Origin of the sequence: Variovorax sp. J22P240, assembly GCF_030316855.1 — a bacterium.
Classification (GTDB): domain Bacteria; phylum Pseudomonadota; class Gammaproteobacteria; order Burkholderiales; family Burkholderiaceae_C; genus Variovorax.
Map to the genome: position 1 here is coordinate 52,476 of NZ_JASZYR010000014.1, position 17,740 is coordinate 70,215.

Annotated in this window: 18 protein-coding genes; 8 read left to right on the top strand and 10 right to left on the bottom strand. The window is 65.9% G+C overall.

Annotated elements, in window-relative coordinates:
- Positions 1-34 precede the first annotated feature (34 nt).
- Both QTI24_RS25045 and QTI24_RS25050 read left to right on the top strand, forming a co-directional pair.
- Entirely contained in the window at positions 35-826 is a 792-nt protein-coding gene (locus QTI24_RS25045) for an ABC transporter permease (protein WP_286604173.1), read from the top strand.
- Complete coding sequence (locus tag QTI24_RS25050) at positions 819-1,718, top strand: transporter substrate-binding domain-containing protein (protein ID WP_286604083.1); 900 nt, start codon at positions 819-821, stop codon at positions 1,716-1,718. Before QTI24_RS25045 ends, QTI24_RS25050 begins: the two co-directional genes overlap by 8 nt.
- 9 nt (positions 1,719-1,727) lie before the next feature.
- Here the strand turns inward: QTI24_RS25050 and QTI24_RS25055 are convergent, their stop codons facing one another.
- The 5 genes from QTI24_RS25055 to QTI24_RS25075 all read right to left on the bottom strand — a co-directional run bounded on the left by QTI24_RS25055 (position 1,728) and on the right by QTI24_RS25075 (position 5,253).
- On the bottom strand, positions 1,728-2,390 hold the full coding sequence (locus QTI24_RS25055; RefSeq protein WP_286604084.1) for a hypothetical protein: 663 nt from the start codon (positions 2,388-2,390) through the stop codon (positions 1,728-1,730).
- Between the two features lie 55 nt (positions 2,391-2,445).
- Positions 2,446-2,964: a CinA family protein gene (locus QTI24_RS25060; protein ID WP_286604086.1), complete on the bottom strand. Its 519-nt coding sequence runs from the start codon at positions 2,962-2,964 to the stop codon at positions 2,446-2,448.
- A gap of 20 nt (positions 2,965-2,984) precedes the next feature.
- Positions 2,985-3,275, bottom strand: coding sequence for a YciI family protein (locus tag QTI24_RS25065; protein ID WP_286604087.1), 291 nt, complete (start codon positions 3,273-3,275; stop codon positions 2,985-2,987).
- A 481-nt stretch (positions 3,276-3,756) separates the two neighbouring features.
- Complete coding sequence (locus QTI24_RS25070; protein ID WP_286604088.1) at positions 3,757-4,629, bottom strand: hypothetical protein; 873 nt, start codon at positions 4,627-4,629, stop codon at positions 3,757-3,759.
- A 132-nt stretch (positions 4,630-4,761) separates the two neighbouring features.
- Entirely contained in the window at positions 4,762-5,253 is a 492-nt protein-coding gene (locus QTI24_RS25075) for an Lrp/AsnC family transcriptional regulator (protein ID WP_286604090.1), read from the bottom strand.
- A gap of 139 nt (positions 5,254-5,392) precedes the next feature.
- On the opposite strand from QTI24_RS25075, the gene QTI24_RS25080 reads away from it, so the two are divergent.
- Complete coding sequence (locus QTI24_RS25080; RefSeq protein WP_286604091.1) at positions 5,393-6,409, top strand: 1-aminocyclopropane-1-carboxylate deaminase; 1,017 nt, start codon at positions 5,393-5,395, stop codon at positions 6,407-6,409.
- Positions 6,410-6,411: 2 nt separating this feature from the next.
- On the opposite strand, the gene QTI24_RS25085 is transcribed toward QTI24_RS25080, so the two are convergent.
- Positions 6,412-7,182, bottom strand: coding sequence for a TOBE domain-containing protein (locus QTI24_RS25085; protein ID WP_286604093.1), 771 nt, complete (start codon positions 7,180-7,182; stop codon positions 6,412-6,414).
- A 113-nt stretch (positions 7,183-7,295) separates the two neighbouring features.
- Here QTI24_RS25085 and modA point away from each other — a divergent pair, with 113 nt between their 5' ends.
- The 3 genes from modA to QTI24_RS25100 are packed head-to-tail and all read left to right on the top strand — an operon-like array spanning position 7,296 to position 9,430.
- Complete coding sequence (modA, locus tag QTI24_RS25090) at positions 7,296-8,051, top strand: molybdate ABC transporter substrate-binding protein (RefSeq protein WP_286604094.1); 756 nt, start codon at positions 7,296-7,298, stop codon at positions 8,049-8,051.
- Between the two features lie 28 nt (positions 8,052-8,079).
- Positions 8,080-8,733, top strand: a complete 654-nt coding sequence (gene modB, locus QTI24_RS25095; protein ID WP_503011305.1) for a molybdate ABC transporter permease subunit — start codon at positions 8,080-8,082, stop codon at positions 8,731-8,733.
- Between the two features lies 1 nt (position 8,734).
- Positions 8,735-9,430, top strand: coding sequence for an ATP-binding cassette domain-containing protein (locus QTI24_RS25100; RefSeq protein ID WP_286604096.1), 696 nt, complete (start codon positions 8,735-8,737; stop codon positions 9,428-9,430).
- Positions 9,431-9,468: 38 nt separating this feature from the next.
- Here the strand turns inward: QTI24_RS25100 and QTI24_RS25105 are convergent, their stop codons facing one another.
- The 4 genes from QTI24_RS25105 to QTI24_RS25120 form a co-directional block, all read right to left on the bottom strand.
- Entirely contained in the window at positions 9,469-10,824 is a 1,356-nt protein-coding gene (locus QTI24_RS25105) for an LLM class flavin-dependent oxidoreductase (RefSeq protein WP_286604097.1), read from the bottom strand.
- Between the two features lie 52 nt (positions 10,825-10,876).
- Positions 10,877-11,875, bottom strand: coding sequence for a sulfonate ABC transporter substrate-binding protein (locus tag QTI24_RS25110; RefSeq protein WP_503011306.1), 999 nt, complete (start codon positions 11,873-11,875; stop codon positions 10,877-10,879).
- A gap of 216 nt (positions 11,876-12,091) precedes the next feature.
- Positions 12,092-13,051, bottom strand: a complete 960-nt coding sequence (locus QTI24_RS25115) for a TauD/TfdA dioxygenase family protein (protein WP_286604098.1) — start codon at positions 13,049-13,051, stop codon at positions 12,092-12,094.
- A 24-nt stretch (positions 13,052-13,075) separates the two neighbouring features.
- Positions 13,076-14,059: an ABC transporter substrate-binding protein gene (locus QTI24_RS25120; protein WP_286604099.1), complete on the bottom strand. Its 984-nt coding sequence runs from the start codon at positions 14,057-14,059 to the stop codon at positions 13,076-13,078.
- 1,073 nt (positions 14,060-15,132) lie between these two features.
- Between QTI24_RS25120 and QTI24_RS25125 the strand changes: the two genes are divergently transcribed.
- Together QTI24_RS25125 and QTI24_RS25130 are read left to right on the top strand one after the other, a co-directional pair.
- Positions 15,133-15,402 carry a hypothetical protein gene (locus QTI24_RS25125; protein WP_286604100.1) on the top strand — a complete coding sequence of 90 codons (270 nt, stop codon included), beginning with the start codon at positions 15,133-15,135 and terminating at the stop codon, positions 15,400-15,402.
- A gap of 453 nt (positions 15,403-15,855) precedes the next feature.
- The gene (locus QTI24_RS25130; RefSeq protein ID WP_286604101.1) at positions 15,856-17,730 is read left to right on the top strand and encodes a non-ribosomal peptide synthetase; all 1,875 of its coding nucleotides are present in this window, start codon (positions 15,856-15,858) and stop codon (positions 17,728-17,730) included.
- Positions 17,731-17,740 lie beyond the last annotated feature (10 nt).

Here is a 17,740-nt window from a genome sequence, read left to right on the forward strand (position 1 = left end):
TGCACAGCCCCGGGATCTCGCCGCACCGCGGCCGATCGCCTCCCTGGCCCGGCGGCTGCGCGGTTTCGGCCGCATCGTCGAGCGAGGCCTCGGCATCCTCCTCTTCCTCGCGTTGTGGGAAGCGCTGCCTCGCCTCGGCATCGTGGGCGACGCCTACCTGAGCCCGCCCTCCGCAGTGCTCGGCACCATCGTCCAGCTCGGCCTCGACGGGCAGCTCTGGAAGCACCTCGCCGCCAGCCTGCAACGCTCCCTCTGGGGCCTGCTGCTCGCGATCGCTGCCGGGGTGTCGCTCGGGCTCCTGATGGGTGGATGGCGAAGGCTCGAGAACATCGTCGACCCGGTCCTCCAGTTGTTCCGCCAGACCTCGGCCTTCGCGCTGTTCCCGGTCTTCATCCTGTTTCTGGGCATCGGCGAGCTGTCCAAGGTCGCGATCATCTTCTGGGCCTCCTTCTGGCCGGTGCTGCTGAGCACGATCGGCGGCGTCAAGCAGGTCGACCGGCTGCTGGTCAATTCGGCGCTCTCGATGGGCGCCTCGCAGCGCTTCATCTTCTTCCAGGTGGTGCTGCCCGCGGCGCTGCCGTCGATCTTCACCGGCGTGCGGCTCGCCGGTGCCTACTGCATCACCGCGCTCGTTGCGGCCGAGATGATCGGGGCGCATTCGGGCCTGGGCTTCCTGACCCTGAACTCGCAGGAGACCTTCCAGATCCCGACCATGTACAGCGGCATCCTGCTGCTGGCGGTCACGGGCCTGTTGCTCAACTACCTGCTGGCCCTGCTGGAAGGCCGGCTGCTGCGCTGGCGCAAGGGACTGAGCCTCGATGATTGAGGCCGCACCGCAGCGCGCAACGCCCGGACTCCGCAAGAGACGCTGGCCCGCCCCGCGCATCGGCCTCGCGGTCGCGGCGCTGGTTGCCGCCGCTGCCGGGGCTGCAGCCTGGCGGAGCGAGACACCGCTGTCGGCCCTGCCGCACGGCCCCGTCCTGGATCGCGCGGTCGCGCGGGGTGTGCTGCGCGTGGGCGTCCGCAGCTATCCACGGCCCGCACCGCCGGAAGCGCCGACACCCCCCGAGCCCGACAGCTTCGATGCGACCCTGGCTGCCCGGCTGGCAGCATCACTGGGGGTACGGCTGGAACTCGTGGGCCTGGCGTCCGAGGCACAGACAGCCGCCCTGCGCCAGGGCGAGGTCGACGTGCTCTTCGCGGGCGTCCCGGAGTCCCGTGCGCCCGAGGGTGTGGCCATCGCACCGGGCGACTACAGCCCGGGTCGCGGCATGGTCGTGGCGCTCCGCAAGGGCCGCATCCAGGACACGACGGCGCTACGGGGCGCCACGGTGTGCGCTGGCGAGGGGTCGAGCTACGCCCGCACAGTGAGCTCGCGCTACGGCGCGGTTCCGAAGCGCTATCCCTCCGGCGTGCATGCGGTCTCGGCCTTCATGGCGGGGGAATGCGCCGCACTGGTGGAAGACGCAGAAGTCCTGGAGCGCCTGCTGCAGGACGAACAATGGCGGTTCTACCGGCCGCTCGTGAGCGCACTCGATGCCGCCGACGGCGCCGGCGTGCGGCTGCCAGAGGGTGACGCCGCTTCTCGCGACTACCTCTCGGCCGCGCTCAGACGCTGGGAATCCGACGGCACGCTGGACCGGGCGCGCATCGCGCGCGGAGGCAACCTGCGCCTGGAGATCGCACAGCTGCGCGACGGGCTGGTGTGCCACTCCTGAGCGAGCAGATCAGCTCTCTTCCCGGAGGCGCTCCGCCTTCTGGGCGAGCTCCGCGGCCTCGACGACCTCCCGAAGCGACAACGGTCCGGTCAGCTCGACTTCACCGGCAAGCACGCTCTCCAGCGCGTCCCGCCCTGCCTGGCCCGCCAGCCAGGCGAACGTCGACGTGATCGAACCGCCGCCGAACTTGGTGCGCAGCGCCTTCGCCGCGGCACGACTGACCTCGGCGAACGCCTCCTGGTCCGCGGCGGTCGAAGCGGCGCGGACGATGAGCGAGAAGGCAGCGAGTCTGTCAGCCTCGTTGCGCAAGCGCCTCGACCTGGCTTCGCTCCGGGCGGCGGATCCAAGGAGAGCCGATTCGAATGCATCGGTGAACAGCTGGATCTGGCGCCCTTCCGGCCCGCCGGCATCCCCTCGCGACACCACCTCGACCGGGCAGTTGCGAGCCCGGGACGCCCGCTCGCCTGCCGCATGCGCAGCGCTTGCTTGCGTCGCATGCCACACGAGGAGCGGAGTGTGCGTGGTGCCATGGACCGCCCATCGGCCCGCGACATTGAGGCAGCGTATGTAGGCGCCCGGCGCCCCATCGTGCCGATGCGCCTCTTGCGACGCCAACGGGTGATCCGCCAGGGAGAGGAGGAGGTACTGTGCGGGAGGCATCGGTGAGTTCATTCCAGGGAACTGCAGATTGTCGCTGCCGCCGCGACCGCGTCACTCTGCGCCAGAATCAGTCCACCCTGCCGCCAAGCAGCGCCTGCTCGAACAGCTGAAGAAGGTGGCGTGCGAACAGGTCCATGTTCGCCGCGCGATCACCGTTGCCGGTCTCGATGGTTCTGCTCAGCGCCGTCGCGCCGACGATGGCGATGCACACGTGACCCGGCGCGTCCCCATAGGGACTGCCCGAGGGGCCAGCCGCACCGCTTTCGCTGATGCCCCACGACGCGCGATGACTGTCGCGGATTCTGCCTGCGACCATGACGGCGTAGGGCTCGGTTTCTGCGCGCATGCCTGCGACGTCGACCGCCGTCAGACCGAGCAGCGCCTTGCCTGCTCGCCTCGAATAGACGACCGCACCCCCCAGGAAGAAACTCGACGCGCCCGGTAGGGCAAGCAGCTCGGCCGAAACCAGCCCGCCGCAAGACGATTCCACCACCGCGATCGTCTCCTTGCGCTCTTTCAATGCGGCTCCCACGCGCTGCGCGAGACTCGCGAGCGACGGGAGGCTGGAGCCTTTCGATGGGGTCATTTCCAGTTTCCTCGCCCGGCCTAGAGTTCCTTGAGCACTTCCGCGCCGGGCGCCGTCATGCTCGGCGTGAACTCCACGACATCCGCACGAGCGCAACCGCTTTTCACAAAAGGATCTTGCGCGAGAAGGGTCTCGAGTTCTTCGCGGCTGCCCGAACGGGCAAGGATCACGCCGCCCTGGCGCGGAACCTGCCGGCCGGACGCAATGAAGAGGCCGCTTTGGTAGTGCTTTTTCAACCACGCGACATGCTGAGACATGAGCGCGTCCAATTCTTCCAGCGGCCGCAAGTAGGTCAGCGTGATCACAAACATGTGGTCGCCCTGTTGATGCGGGATTTCATCCTATCGCAGAGCGTTTGGAAGACTGCGTCCGATCCCACGCGGTTCCTGCCCGATCCTCTGTGACTTAGTTCTCACTCCAAGTCATCAGGTACGGACGACTTGTCAAATGACATACCAAAGTATTACCACAATCCGAGAATCGACTGACCGGCGGCCTCACGATTCCTGGGCTGCCCACGCTCCAGATGCAAGACGGACATGGCGAAGAAAATCCAACTCAACAATGCGCAGTGGAACAGGTTGCAGAGGCTGGCAAACGACGATGGCAAGAGCGCTCTCGATCAAGCGTCTGGCGTCTCACATCGCCTGCGGTCCAACGGCCTGGTGGCAGCGGACCGAAAAGGCTGCGAATACCTGACTGACCAGGGCGCGCGCCGGTTGAGTCAGGGTCGGTAGCGGACGGACGGCAGATCCCGTGGAGATCGCCGGGGTCAGTCAAGCCCGTGTCCCTTCAGGGGCGTGCCGCGCTCTGGCGCTGCCGGTCCGATTGCTTGAGCTTGAGGTACTCGGCTTCGCTGAGGTCATCCAATTGGCGTGGGTACTTTTGCGTCCCTGAGTACCAAAGCGTCAGTCGCCTCTCGAAGGCGTCCGGCGCCTCCGAGTAGGCATCCACCGCCAGGAAGTAGCGCATCGCGTTGCGCTCGATCAGGCCCAACATCCCTCCGACCAGTTCGGGCTCGCCCGAGGACTGCTGGCCCACGACCGTGAAGCCCACCTTGCCGCGTCCGAAGGTGGCCAAGTAGCTCCTGGACGCCGCGGCGGTCGCGGCACTCTGGTCGTAGGCATAGCTGAAGTGGACGAATGACTTGCCGTTCTCCAGCGGGATGCCCTCGAGTGCAATGCGATAGTTGCTGGTGCCGAACGGTCCCTTGCCGGAGTTCAACCTTGCTTCGAAATAGTCGGGGGTGGCACTGACGAGACGACCGCGAAAGCTCAACTCGACCGCCTTGTCGACGGGGATGTCGTACTTGCGCACCACGCTCAGTGTCAGGGTCTTGTTGGCCGCGTCGAGACGGCAGGCACGATTGTTGAGGTGCAGCATCATCATCTCGCACCAATGCGCCGGCTTGTCCAAGGCGGCACTGACCTTGGCCAGCGGGCGGTCCAGCACGCCGTACACCTCGCCTTTCAGGCTGCGTTGTGTCTCGGCGGAAGTCAGAACCATCGGCCGCCCGAGGGGGCTGGTCGCCAAGCCTGGAGCGAGCTTTTCGTAGGAGGCACGCAAGGCCGTGGCGCCCGACTGCGCGGCGGCCGAGGGCGTCCATGCGCAGCAGGCGGCTGCAAGGACTGCCATGAGGGTGGACACAAGACTTCGACTGGACATGGCGAAAACCTCCAAATCACGGCGAGAGCCGGCCCCGCGCCACGAGTCGCGACCGTACACCCGACAGCGCGTCGCTCGAGCGCTCGCGTTGCTGCACGGCACTGCTCCGATCCCGTTCATCGCCGAGGCGGTTCATGCCGGCAGTGGCAACTGCGTCGTCGACATCACCTGCTTGAGCACCATGAAGGTCCGTATCTGCCGCACACCGGGCAGGTACAGCAGCTGCTCGGCGTGCAGGCGGTTGTAGCTCTCGTTGTCGCGCGTGCGCACCAGCATGAAGTAGTCGAACTCGCCGGTGACCACGTGGCACTCCAGGCAACCCGACACTTTCTGCACGGCTTTTTCGAAACTGGCGAACGACTCGGGCGTGGAGCGGTCGAGCACCACGCCGATCATCACCAGCGTGCCGAAATCCAACGCCGCCGGATCGAGCAGCGCCACCACCTTCTTGATCAGCCCCATCGACTTGAGTCGCTCGACCCGCCGCAGACAAGCCGGCGCGCTCAGGTTGACCTTGGCAGCAAGCGCCACGTTCGACACCGAGGCATCGCGTTGCAGCGCACGCAGGATGGCGCGATCGGTTCGATCCAGTCCATCCTTGCCTGGCAATTTTGTTGTGCTCATGGTGCCTTGGACAAAACTAATCCCGCCTTTTCAGTCAAGGCGTAATGCTTAGTGTCGCAAATCGCTCTGATTTTGCAACCCTCGAACAGGCGATTCTTCCTACGATTCACTTCATCCCTCTTGAACAAGGAATCGCGTCATGAACCTGCAAAAATTCCCGCGCTACCCGCTCACTTTCGGGCCTACGCCCATCCAGCCGTTGCGTCGGCTCAGCGCGCATCTGGGCGGCAAGGTCGAGCTCTATGCCAAGCGCGAGGACTGCAACAGTGGCCTGGCTTTCGGCGGCAACAAGACGCGCAAGCTCGAGTACCTGATTCCCGAAGCCATCGAAGGCGGCTACGACACGCTCGTGTCCATCGGCGGCATCCAGTCGAACCAGACGCGGCAGGTCGCGGCGGTGGCCGCCCACCTCGGCATGAAGTGCGTGCTGGTGCAGGAGAACTGGGTCAACTATTCCGATGCGGTGTACGACCGCGTGGGCAACATCGAGATGTCACGCATCATGGGCGCGGACGTGCGGCTGGATGCCGCCGGCTTCGACATCGGCATCCGCAAGAGTTGGGAAGACGCGATGGACAGCGTGCGGCGGGCCGGCGGCAAGCCGTTCCCGATTCCCGCGGGATGCTCCGAGCATCCGAAGGGCGGGCTTGGCTTCGTGGGCTTTGCGCAAGAAGTGCGACAGCAAGAGGCCGAGCTCGGCTTCAAGTTCGACTACATCGTCACCTGCTCCGTCACCGGCAGCACGCAGGCCGGCATGGTGGTGGGCTTTGCGGCCGACGGGCGCGCCGACCGCGTGATCGGTATCGACGCATCGGCCAAGCCACAACAGACCTTCGATCAGATTCTGCGCATCTCGAGGCAGACGGCCGAGTTGGTCGAACTCGGCCGCGAGATCACGGACCAGGACGTGGTGCTCGACACGCGCTTCGGCGGGCCGGAGTACGGACTGCCGAACGAAGGAACGCTCGAAGCGATTCGCCTGAGCGCCCGCATGGAGGCCATGCTCACCGACCCGGTGTACGAGGGCAAATCGATGCACGGGATGATCGAGAAGGTGAGGCTCGGCGAATTTCCCGCAGGCTCGAAGGTGCTGTACGCGCATCTCGGCGGCGTGCCGGCACTCAACGCCTACAGCTTCCTCTTTCGCAACGGGTGAGGTCAGCCGGCCAATGCGACCACGACCGCTGATTCATCGACCTCGGCAACGACCTGCTGCCGGGCACGCAGGCCGCTGCTGGCGTCCGCGAAGCCGACGAGGCGACCGCCCGCTGGCAATTCGAGCGTTACTTCGTCGCCCTGGGGGCCCCGCTGGAGCCCAGCGACCTTGCCGCCGAGCTGATTGATCTGCATCTGGGCGGCTGCTCGCGCAGATGCCATGCGCGTGACGCGCACCGAGGTCGCCTTGCACAGCGCAATCACCCGCAGGCCGCTGCGCAGTCCGAGCAGTTCCACGCTCTCGCGCGTCAGGCGCGCGCAAAGGACCGCACCTTCGCCGATCCGAAGCTGCACGCGTGACAACGGCCCCACCGTTTCCACACCGACCACGGCAGCCGGCAACTGATTGCGCATGCTGGTTCGCAATGCGAAGGGCGTTGCACCGGCTTCGGCCGCCGCGCCGGCAGCGGCCAGCCAACGTTGCTGGATCAACGCTTTCGCCGCGTCCAACTCCCCGGCGAGTTCCAGCAACTCGGCGCCATGCGCCGACAACGTTGCGCCCCCGCCCCCCGCGCCTCCGACGGCGCGATGGACCAGTGAAACGCCAGCCAGGTTGGTGAGCGTGTCGATGGCTTGCCAAGCCGCCTTGTAGCTGACGCCAGCCTCGCGCGCTGCCTGAGAGATGCTGCCGCTTCGCTTGATACCGCGCAGGATGTCGATGCGCTTGTCGCTCAAGCCGTGGCCGAGCGCATCGGTGAATCGAGGGTTCTTCATCGCGCGGATTGTGCAACCAATCGACCCTGCGCTATTCCAGCGTTGCATAGCGCGGCCAGGTCGTTGCTATCATCGCTATTCCTGGCTTGAATAGCGCAAACAAGAAACGAACGATGACCCTCTCGACCCGGCTTCGCGGCGCGGTGCTGGCGGCCACGCTGGTCTTCACCGGCGCAGCCGTCCAGGCACAGGAATTGGTCGTATCGGCCGCCGCCAGCCTGACCAATGCCTTCCAGGCCGTCGGCCGGGCCTTCGAGCAGTCCAAGCCAGGCGCCAAGGTGACCTTCAACTTCGCCGCTTCGGGCCCGTTGCTGGCCCAGATCCAGCAGGGCGCGCCGGTCGACGTCCTTGCCTCGGCCGACCAGGAGACGATGAACAAGGCGGCGGCCCTCGTCGCGGCGCCGACGCGCGCCGACTTCGCCGCCAACACCCTGGTGCTGATCCTGCCGTCGGCTTCCTCCCAGGCACCCAAAGCGCTGGGCGACCTGGCGAATGCGTCCTTCCAGCGGATATCGACCGGCACGCCGGTCACCGTCCCGGTCGGCCGCTACACGATGGAGGCGGTCGAAAGGGCCGGCCTCACGGCCGCATTGCAGCCCAAGTGGATCTTCGGCGAAAGCGTGCGCCAGGTCCTGAACTACGTGGCGCGTGGCGAGGTCGATGCCGGCTTCGTCTACCGTACCGACGCCCTGATCGAGCGCGACAAGACGCGCATCGCGTTCACGGTGCCCACCACCACGCCCGTGACCTATCCGATCGCGCAGGTTGCGGCGAGCAGGCATCCCGCGCTGGCCAACGAGTTCATCGCCTTCGTGCGCGGCGCGTCCGGCCAGGAGATCCTGCAGCGCTTCGGCTTCTCCAAGCCCTAACGCGTCCCTTTGCTGCGTGAGTGTCCTGGTGCTGATTCCTCTCTGGCTCACGCTCAAGGTCGCTCTGCTGGCCACGTTGATCGCGGGCCTGGCCGGGATTGGCCTTGCCTGGTGGCTTTCGCGCAGCCAGTTTCCCGGAAAGGGCCTCCTCGACTCGATCCTGGTGCTGCCCATGGTGCTGCCGCCCACCGTGATCGGCTACTACCTGATCGTGCTCATCGGGCGCAACGGCGTGCTGGGCCGCTATCTGAACGACTGGCTGGGCATCAACCTCATGTTCACCTGGCAAGGCGCCGTCATCGCGGCGTCGGTCGTCTCCTTGCCGCTGGTCTACAAGGGTGCACGCGCGGCGTTCGAAGAGGTCGATGCGCGCTTCGCCAACGCGGCGCGCACCCTGGGTGCCGGCGAGTTCGAGGTGTTCCTCCGCATCGCGCTGCCCTTGGCCATTCGCGGCATCACCGCCGGGCTGATGCTGTCCTTCGCTCGCGCCATGGGGGAGTTCGGCGCCACGCTGATGATCGCCGGCAACTTGCCCGGCAGGACACAGACCCTCTCGATTGCCGTGTACGAGGCGGTGCAGGCCGGCGACGACACGCGGGCCCTGTGGCTCACGCTGATCATTTCGCTCGTCTGCATGGTCGTGCTCGTGGTGTCCGGCAGGTTGCTCCAGGCGAAGCACTGAAATGGCCGCGACCGCAATCGACGTTCGCCTGCAGCTCACCTTGCGCTCATCCGATCGCACCTTCGACCTGGACGTGACTTTTGACGCCCGCTCGCACCGTTGTGCGCTGATGGGTCCATCCGGCTCCGGCAAGTCGACCGTCCTGATGGCCATCGCCGGGCTGGCGCACGCGGCGCACGGCCATGTGCGCACCGGCGGCCAGACCCTGCTCGACACGGCGCGCGGCATCAACCTGCCAGCGCGAAAGCGGCGAGTCGGGGTGGTGTTCCAGGACTACGCGCTGTTCCCGCACATGACGGTGGAGCACAACCTGCAGTTCGGCATTCGCCGGCTCGGCCGGCCCGTCGATCCGCGCGACATGGAGCGGGTCGAGGCCCTGATCCGGCAATTCGATCTGCAGGCGTTGCGCAGCAGCCTTCCGCGCAACCTCTCGGGCGGCCAGCGCCAGCGCGTCGCCCTGGCGCGTGCCCTGGCCAACGAGCCGCTGCTGCTCCTGCTCGACGAGCCGCTGTCCGCGCTGGACGCGCCGCTGCGGGCGCGGCTTCGGCTCGAACTGGCCGAGATGCTCGAGCGGGTGCACGTTCCGACCTTGCTCGTGACCCACGATCCACAGGACGTGGAAGCGCTGGCGCGCGAGGTGATCCAGCTCGACAACGGGCGCGTCGTGGATCACGTCAGAACTCCCAAGGCGCTCTGACATGCGCCTGCGTCACCCCATGGCTTGGTGGTGACTGCCTACGAGCCAGTCGTCCGAGGCGATGCCGCGCGATGCGAAGGACGCGCCAGCCCCAGGTGCTCGCGCAGCGTCGTGCCTTCGTACTCCGTGCGGAACAGTCCCCGCCGCCGGAGTTCGGGAATCACGAGCTCGGCGAAATCCCTGAGGCCGTGCGGCAGCGTGGGCGCCAGCACGTTGAAGCCATCCGCAGCGCCGGTGGTGAACCATTGCTCCAGCTCGTCGGCGATCGACTCCGCGGTGCCGACGAGGGTCCAATGACCGCGCGCCCCCGCGACCTTCTCGTAGAGCTGGCGGATCGACAGGTGGTCGCGCTTCGCCATTCCCGCGAAGAGTTCCTGCCGGCTCTTCCAGCCTTCGGTCACCGGCAGGTCCTGCGGGAACGGACCGTCGATGTCATAGCCAGTGAGGTCGACATTGCCGAGGAAGGTCGACAGCAGGCCGACGCCCAGCACCGGGTCGATCAGCCCCTGGAGCTGGTCGAACTTGTCCTGCGCCTCCTGCTGGCTGCGCCCCACGAAGGGCGAGATGCCCGGCAGAATCTTGAGCTGCCCGGGCGTGCGGCCGTGGGCGGCGAGGCGTCCCTTGAGGCCGCTGTAGAAGGCCCTCGCCTCCTGCGCGCTCTGCTGGGCGGTGAACACCACCTCGGCGGTCGCGGCAGCCAGATCCTGTCCGTCGCCGGAGGAGCCCGCCTGCACCAGCACCGGGTGGCCCTGAGGCGCACGCGGCGTCTGCAAGGCGCCATGCACCTTGTAGTGCTCGCCTTCGTGCGCGACGCGATGCAGCTTGACCGTGTCGAAGAAGCGGTTGGCCGCCTTGTCATGGACGAAGGCATCGTCTTCCCAGCTGTCCCACAGCCCCTTGACGATCCTCGCGTACTCGTGGGCGCGCGCATAACGGTGCGCATGGCCGAGCTGCTGGTCGAGACCGAAGCTGCGAGCCTCGAAGTCGCTGCCCGAGGTCACCAGGTTCCAGCCGCTGCGGCCATGGCTGACCTGGTCGAGCGACGCATACTTGCGCGCCAGGTGATAGGGCGGCAGGTAGGTCGACGACACGGTCGCCACCAGCCCGATGTGCGTGGTGGCCTGCGACAGCGCGGCCAGCGTGATCAGCGGATCGAGCGGATACCAGAGCGCATTCTTCGCGACCACCGCATCGGGCGGCCCGGGCAGGCCCACGTTGTCGGCGAAGAAGATCGCGTCGAACTTGGCCTCTTCCGCGATGCGCGTCCACTCCTTCAGCGACTCGATGCGGCTGGCCGCGCCCGGATCCACATCCGGGTGACGCCACGCAGCGAGGTGATGGCCGACGCCGAAAAAGAAGGCGCCGAGGTGCAAGTGCCTGCGGGGTGTGCTCATCGACCGTGACGCACACAGGTCGGACCAGGCTCCTTGATTGGGGATGACACGCTCACGGCTTGTCCACCACCACGGCGTCGCTGATCCGGATGGCCTTCGGGATCAGCTTCAAGTCGAAGAAGGTGTCGGCGATCTTCTGCTGGTCGGCTGCCACCTGCGACGTGATCGGCTTCACGTTGAACTCGTAGCGGCGCAGCGCAAGCTCGACCACGTCGACCGGCAGCCCCTGCAGCGGTGCGATGAGTTCGGCCGCCTGCCGCAGGTTCTTCTTGAGCCAGATGCCCTGCGCGACGGAGTCCTCGAACAGCGCATCGATGACCTTCGGGTTCTTCGTCACGAAGCCGCGCTCGCCCAGGTAGAACTGGTAGTTGTTGACCACGTCGGGCGCGCCGTCGGCGAGCACGCGGGCGCCGGTGGCCTTTTCGGCGGCCGCCTGGAACGGATCCCAGATGACCCAGGCATCGACGTTCTTGCTCTCGAAGGCGGCACGGCCGTCGGCCGGGGCCAGGTACACGGGCTGGATGTCGCTGAGCTTCAAGCCGTTCTTCTCGAGCTGCTTCACCAGCAGGTAGTGCACGTTGCTGCCCTTGTTGAGGGCCACCTTCTTGCCCTTGAGGTCCGCGACCGACTTGATCGGCGAGTCCTTCGTGACGAGGATCGCCTCGGCGCGCGGCGCCGCCGGGTCGTAGCCGAAGTAGACGAAGCGCGCGCCCGCGGCCTGCGCGAAGATGGGTGGCGCCTCACCCACGTAACCGACGTCGACTGCGCCGACGTTGAGGCCTTCGAGCAACTGCGGGCCGGCCGGGAATTCCACCCACTTCACGCCGAAGCCCAGCGGTGCGAGCTTCTTCTCCAGCGTGCCTTGCGCCTTCTGCAGCACGAACAGGCTGGCCGACTTCTGATAGCCGATGCGAAGCTCGCCCTTGCCAGCTTGGGCATGCGCGGAGGCCGAGGCGAACATGCCCGCCAGCAGCATGGCAGCGGCAACGAGCAAGGCACTGAGCGCGAGGTCGCGCAACGATCGGCGGATGGTGTTCGACACAGAAAACATGGGAGATCCTGAAAGCGTCAACGGAGACGGCCGCGATTGTCGGCAGCGCCGCGTGGAAGTGGAACGACCGTTATGTCAGGTGCATATAGCCAAATCAACCGACAAGCGCGCCGCGCCTGACCGAACGCGGTGGCGCCGACAGTCGACGACTTCAGCCTGCTGCAACTCGCGTCCACGCCAGTCGGCCGTCAGCCACGCGCCGGGTGGCTTGAGCCTCTACTCGTAGGCCTCCAGCGGCTCGCCTTCGATCGCGCTGGAGCGAGAACCGTCTACACCGAATGGAATCTCACCCTTGAGCGTCACGCGGTAAAGCTGGCGGTCGAACTCCAGGTCGTCAATGTCGCGGGGCGCCAAGTGGGCCGTGCTGTTGTTGTCCCAGAATGCGATGCTGCCCTCCTGCCAGCGAAATCGCACCGTGTACTCGGGCCGCACCACATGCTCGAACAGCAGGTCGAGCAGTTGGCGGCTTTCGCGCGGCGTCAAGCCGGTGACGGTTTGCAAGAACAGCGGACTCACGTACAGCGCCCGCTCACCACTCTCCGGATGCACGCGCACCAGGGGATGTTCGCTGACCAAGGGGCGGGACCGGTTCTTGCGCAAGAACTCGTCGGTCGCATTCTGGCCTTCAGGTGGTGCAAAGCGGTGAATGCCGCGCAAACCGTCGACAAAGGCGCGCAGGGTGGGCGACAAGCCGGCGTAGGCCTGCACAAGGTTGGTCCATTGCGTGTCTCCACCATAGGGCGGAATCACCACTGCGCGCAGGATCGACGCGGCGGGTGGGTTCACGGCTGCCGTGACGTCCGTGTGCCAGCCCGTCCACGGCCGGATCAGCTGCTCGCCCTCGTGGCGCGACTGGAAGCGGTTGCGGCCGACTGAATACACCTGCGGATGACCCTCGACATAGCCGTACACCGGATGGCCGATGGTGGGCTCGCCGAACTGCCGTGCGAAGGCCACATGCTCGGCATGCGTCAGCACCTGGTCACGAAAGAACACCACCTTCCACTGGCGCAGCGCGGCGCGGATGGCGGCAACGGCAGGCGCGCCCAGCGCGCGGCGCAGATCGAGCCCGTGGATCTCAGCTCCGATGTGGCCGGTGAGCGGGCGCAGATCGATGTCGTCCTGCAGTTGTTGGGAGGGCGACACCGCAGGGCGCGCCGAGAGGATTGCGTTCATGACTCGTCTTTCAACTTGCCGGCTTCAACCGCCAGGGACCTGGTGCACGTCATCGAAGAAGTAGCTCTTCCATGTCGCAGGATCGTTCTTCAGCACCTTGGCCTTGTGCAGGAAGCGCGCGAGCCGCTCGGTGTTCTGGGGCACGACGTCGTAGCCGATTTCGGGATCGTCCAGGAAGGCCAGGATGTCGGCCAGTGGCACTTTGGAATCCTCCGCCTCCAGGTAGATTTCAGCTGCACGGCGCTTGTTCACGCGCACGAGCTGGGCCGCGTCGGCCAGCGCGGCCTTCACCGCGGCGTAGGTCTTGGGGTTGTCACGCCGGAACTTCTCCGACGTCACTGCCAACACGGACGACGATGGTCCCCCCATCACGTCATAGGAGCTGAGGATCACGTGTAGGCCCGGGGTCTTGCGCTGTTGATACTGGAAGGGTGCGTTCGAGAAATGTGCGGTCACGCCGCCCTTGCCGGAGGCCAGCACTGCCATGGCTTCGGTGTGCGGCAGCGTCACCAGCAAGTTATCGAAGCGCGCAAACTGCTCGAAGCCAAAGGTCTGTGCGGCAGCCATCTGCAGCGTGCGCGCCTGTTGCGAAGAAGTGGACACCACGGCGATGCGGTCCTTTCCGCCGAGATCGCGGATGCTCTTGACATCGGCACGGTTGCTCAGCAAGTACTGCGGCATCGTGCCGACCGCGGCGAAGGCCTTGAAGTTTTGCTTGCCCAGCGTGCGGTCCCACAGCAGCAGGGTGGGGCCGACGCCGATGTGCGCCACGTCGACCGCGCCCGACAGCAACGCCTCGTTGACCGCACTGCCACCCGACAGCCGCGACCATTCGACGGCGATCTCCAGCCCCTGCGCGCGGCCCTGTTTCTGAATGAAGCCCTCGGCACGCGCCACATGCCATAGCAGCGATGTCAAGCCGAACTGGTCGACGATGCGTACGTTGCCTTCTGCGGCCGCAGGGTTGGCCGCCAGCAGTGGCACCAAGGCCGCAGCCCAAAGCGTCAAGCCACGACGCAGCAAGCGCAGCACCGGACCGGCGGGACTTTCAACACGAGAAGGAGATGCGCAGGCCGTGACCATGGGGGGAGCCAACAGTGGATCAACCCGCAATCGTAGGAGCGACGCGCGACCACGCCAAAGAAGAAGTGCGCATGTGAATCCTCGGTTTTCGAGGATCTGCCCTGGGCTCGGCAAGGGTTGCGACGCAGGCCTTGAAAGCGCGACGAAGTTGGAGAAACGCTGAGCCATCAAGGTCTTGCAGCTCACTCGTCACGGCTGTGACGGCGGGGTGTCGTGACAGGCAGCACTCCAACGCGCACAACCAGTTGGCACGCTTCAGGAGAACGCAATGCGCCCCCTCAGGTATTCCATCAACGTCGCTTTGGACGGGTGCTGCGATCATCGTGCGATTCCCGCGGACGAAGGGTTGCATCGTCACGCGGGCGAGAACCTCGACCAAGCCGATGCCCTCCTCATTGGCGGGCGACTTACGAAATGATGAAGGCAGCGTTCCGGCCGCCGGCGCGCACAGGAGCGAGGCCTGATCGGATGGAACCCTTCGCCCGGACGATCGACGCGGCAAAGAAGTACGTCATGTCGAGCACCCTGGAGTGGGTTGATTGGAATGCGGAACTCGTGCGCGGGGAACTGGGCCCGGCCGTTCAGCAGCTCAAGGGGACTCGGGCAAGGGACTGTTCGTGGGAGGCGTGAAGCTCCCGCTGACGTTGGGCGGAGCGGGGATTGATCGACGGGTACGAGTTGGTGGTGCAGCCCAGGCTGGTTGGCCACGGGCCGTCGTTGTTCGCGGGGCTATCGAAGCGTGTCTACTTGAAGCTCGTGAGCCGAGAGTTCGGCACGGGGGCGGTGGCGATGCGGTATGAGCCGAGAAGGTAGCCATCGGAACTGCAGTCTGCGCCCCTCCCAAATCGTCTCTCCTGAAGGAGAGCGCCCACTGCCGCCATCGGGTCCGATGGACGACACCACGTGAGCCGCCGCGCCTCCGGGCTGACGCGGTGCGGTCTTACAGGCCGCCCTCCCCTGCCTTCGAAAATGGCTCGAACAATCTACAAGGACATTCCATGAAAGCCATCGCAGCCATCGCTATCGCCGTCAGTAGCATCGTCACGCTTGCGGCGTGCGACGTGAAGAAGACGGCCGAAGGAAATATCACGGTGCCCAAGTACGAGAAGACAAAGGAAGGGGACGTGACACTTCCGAAGTACGACGTGACCCCGCCTGACGTGAAGGTCACGAAGGAAGAGAAAACCATCACGGTCCCGACGGTGAAGAGCGAGGAAAAGGTGATCGAAGTACCGAAGGTTTCGGTCACTCCGGCCAAGGACAAGTAACCGAGGCCCTCGGGCTCTGGACTTGCCGGATCACATCGTGGGCTTGACCTTCTCGGTACTCCACGACGCCGCGCGCATCGGGTGTCGGCAACGCATCGGTACTGCACATCCATCGCTGCTGCGATCGAAACGCCGCCGGCTCCTGTCAGGAACGAAACGCCGTCGCACACCAGCCCTGAACCCGCGACGGCTGCACTGCAGTGGAAGCGATCTGAAGGCACACCGGATGGGTTTTCCAGGATGCACCGCGTGCACCTTGAATTGCCACGCCCTGCATTGCGGAAAGCCCTCGCAATGTCACGTCAACGGTACTTAACAGCAATCCTCGAACGCTACACTTCGCGCGAAATCCTGGCGGCGCGCGATCCACAAGCATTGATAACAAATCGAACAAGCCCTGTCATCACACCACTGACGGCATCGGCTTCGCACCCGTGCAGAAAAGGGAATGTCTTGTCCGACTTCGAAGCCTCGACCCTCGCGCAACTGCTCGCACGCCACGCGGGTCTGCGGCCTGCGGCGATCGCCCTGCTGGCGCCGGGAGCGCAGCCGGTCAGCTACGCGCAATTGTTCGCAATGGCGCAGAGCGCGCGACCTTGGCTGGCCTCCCGCGGGCTTGCGCCCGCCGCTCGCGTTGCCGTGCTCATGCCATCAGGCCTGGGACTGGCCATCTCCTGCGTGGTGATCGCGTGCGGGGCCGTCTGTATTCCCCTGCACGCAGGGCTTGCCGAGCTTGAACTGCTGAACCTGCTCGGGGACGCCCGGGCCGATGCCGTCATGGGCCTGCCGGGCGACCCCCTTCCCGTGACGCTCGCGCAGAAGCTTGGACTGGCCACTCTGGCTTTCGACATGCAACAGTGGCTCGAAGGCCCCTCCAGAGGCGCGCCGGATGTCGATGCGCCCTGGCCCGACTCCACCGATACGGCTTTCGTCCTGTTCACGTCGGGCACGACCGGAAAGCCCAAGCGCGTGCCGCTCGGCCAGCGGCAGGTCGTGTGTTCCGCGCACCACATCGCGCAACACCTCGACCTGAGTTCCGAAGACCGTGCGCTGTGTGTGATGCCTGCCTATCACAGCCATGGCTTGATCGGCGGACTGCTGGCGCCCCTCGCCGCCGGCTCGTCAGTGGTGTGCGCGCCGGCGTTCGATGCCGCAGAGTTCCCGCGTTGGATCCGCGATTTTCGCCCCACCTGGTACACCGCCTCTCCCACCATCCATCATGCCGTTGTCGAGCAGCTGACCCACGACCACGCGGCGCCGCCGGCACACGGCTTTCGGCTGATTCGCACAGCCTCGTCGATGCTGCCCGCGGAGCTGCAGCGCCGCATGGAGGATCTGTGGGGCGTGCCCGTCATCCAGACCTATGGCATGACCGAAACGGCCACCCAACTGGCGAGCAATCCATTGCCGCCAGGTGTGCGAAAGGCTGGTTCCGTCGGCCGCCCCGTCGGAGCCGAACTGCGCGTGATCGATGACGAAGGCCATGCGCTGTCAGTCGGACAGACCGGTTCGGTCATCGCGCGCGGACCCGCCGTGTTCGCCGGTTACGAAGACGCGCCCGAAACCAACGCCGAGGCATTCCTTCACGGCTGGTTTCTCACCGGCGACCTGGGCTGGTTCGACCATGACGGCTACTTGTTCCTGGCCGGGCGCAGCAGGGAGATGATCAATCGAGGCGGCGAGAAGATTTCGCCGTTCGAAGTCGAGCAGGCGCTCATGCGCCTGCCAGGCGTCGCGCAAGCGGTGGCCTATCCGGTGGCGCATCCGACGCTGGGCGAGAACGTGCACGCCGCCATCGTGCGCTCGCCGGACAGCGCAGCGGATGGGCCGTTCCTTCGCTCCAGCCTTTTCGGCGTCATTGCGGACTTCAAGATACCGGCGTGCATCCACGTCATCGACCGCATCCCCCAAGGCGCCGGTGGCAAGGTCCAGCGCCGAAACCTGGAGCATCAGGTGGCGGCGCTTCTCGCCGCCGTGCCCAGCGATGTGCCATTGACGCCGCTGCAGTCGCAGATCGCCGCCCTGTTCGCGCGCGTCCTGGATCAACCGCGCGTCGCCTTCGACGCCAACTTCCTCGCGATCGGGGGTGACTCCCTGTCAGCGGCGCGGCTGGTGCTCGAGGTCAATGAAACCTGGGGCGTCGATCTGCCCGCATCGGCCCTCCTGGCGCATCCGACAGTCACGACTTTTACGGCTGAATTGCAAGCCGCCATCGAAGAAGCCGATGCACTCAGTACATCGTTCGAGTCCGAACTGGGTGCCCTCAGCGACGACGAGGTCGCGCACCTGCTCGGAGGCGACACATTTGGCGGCCGAAACGGCGCTTGAACTGGCCGTC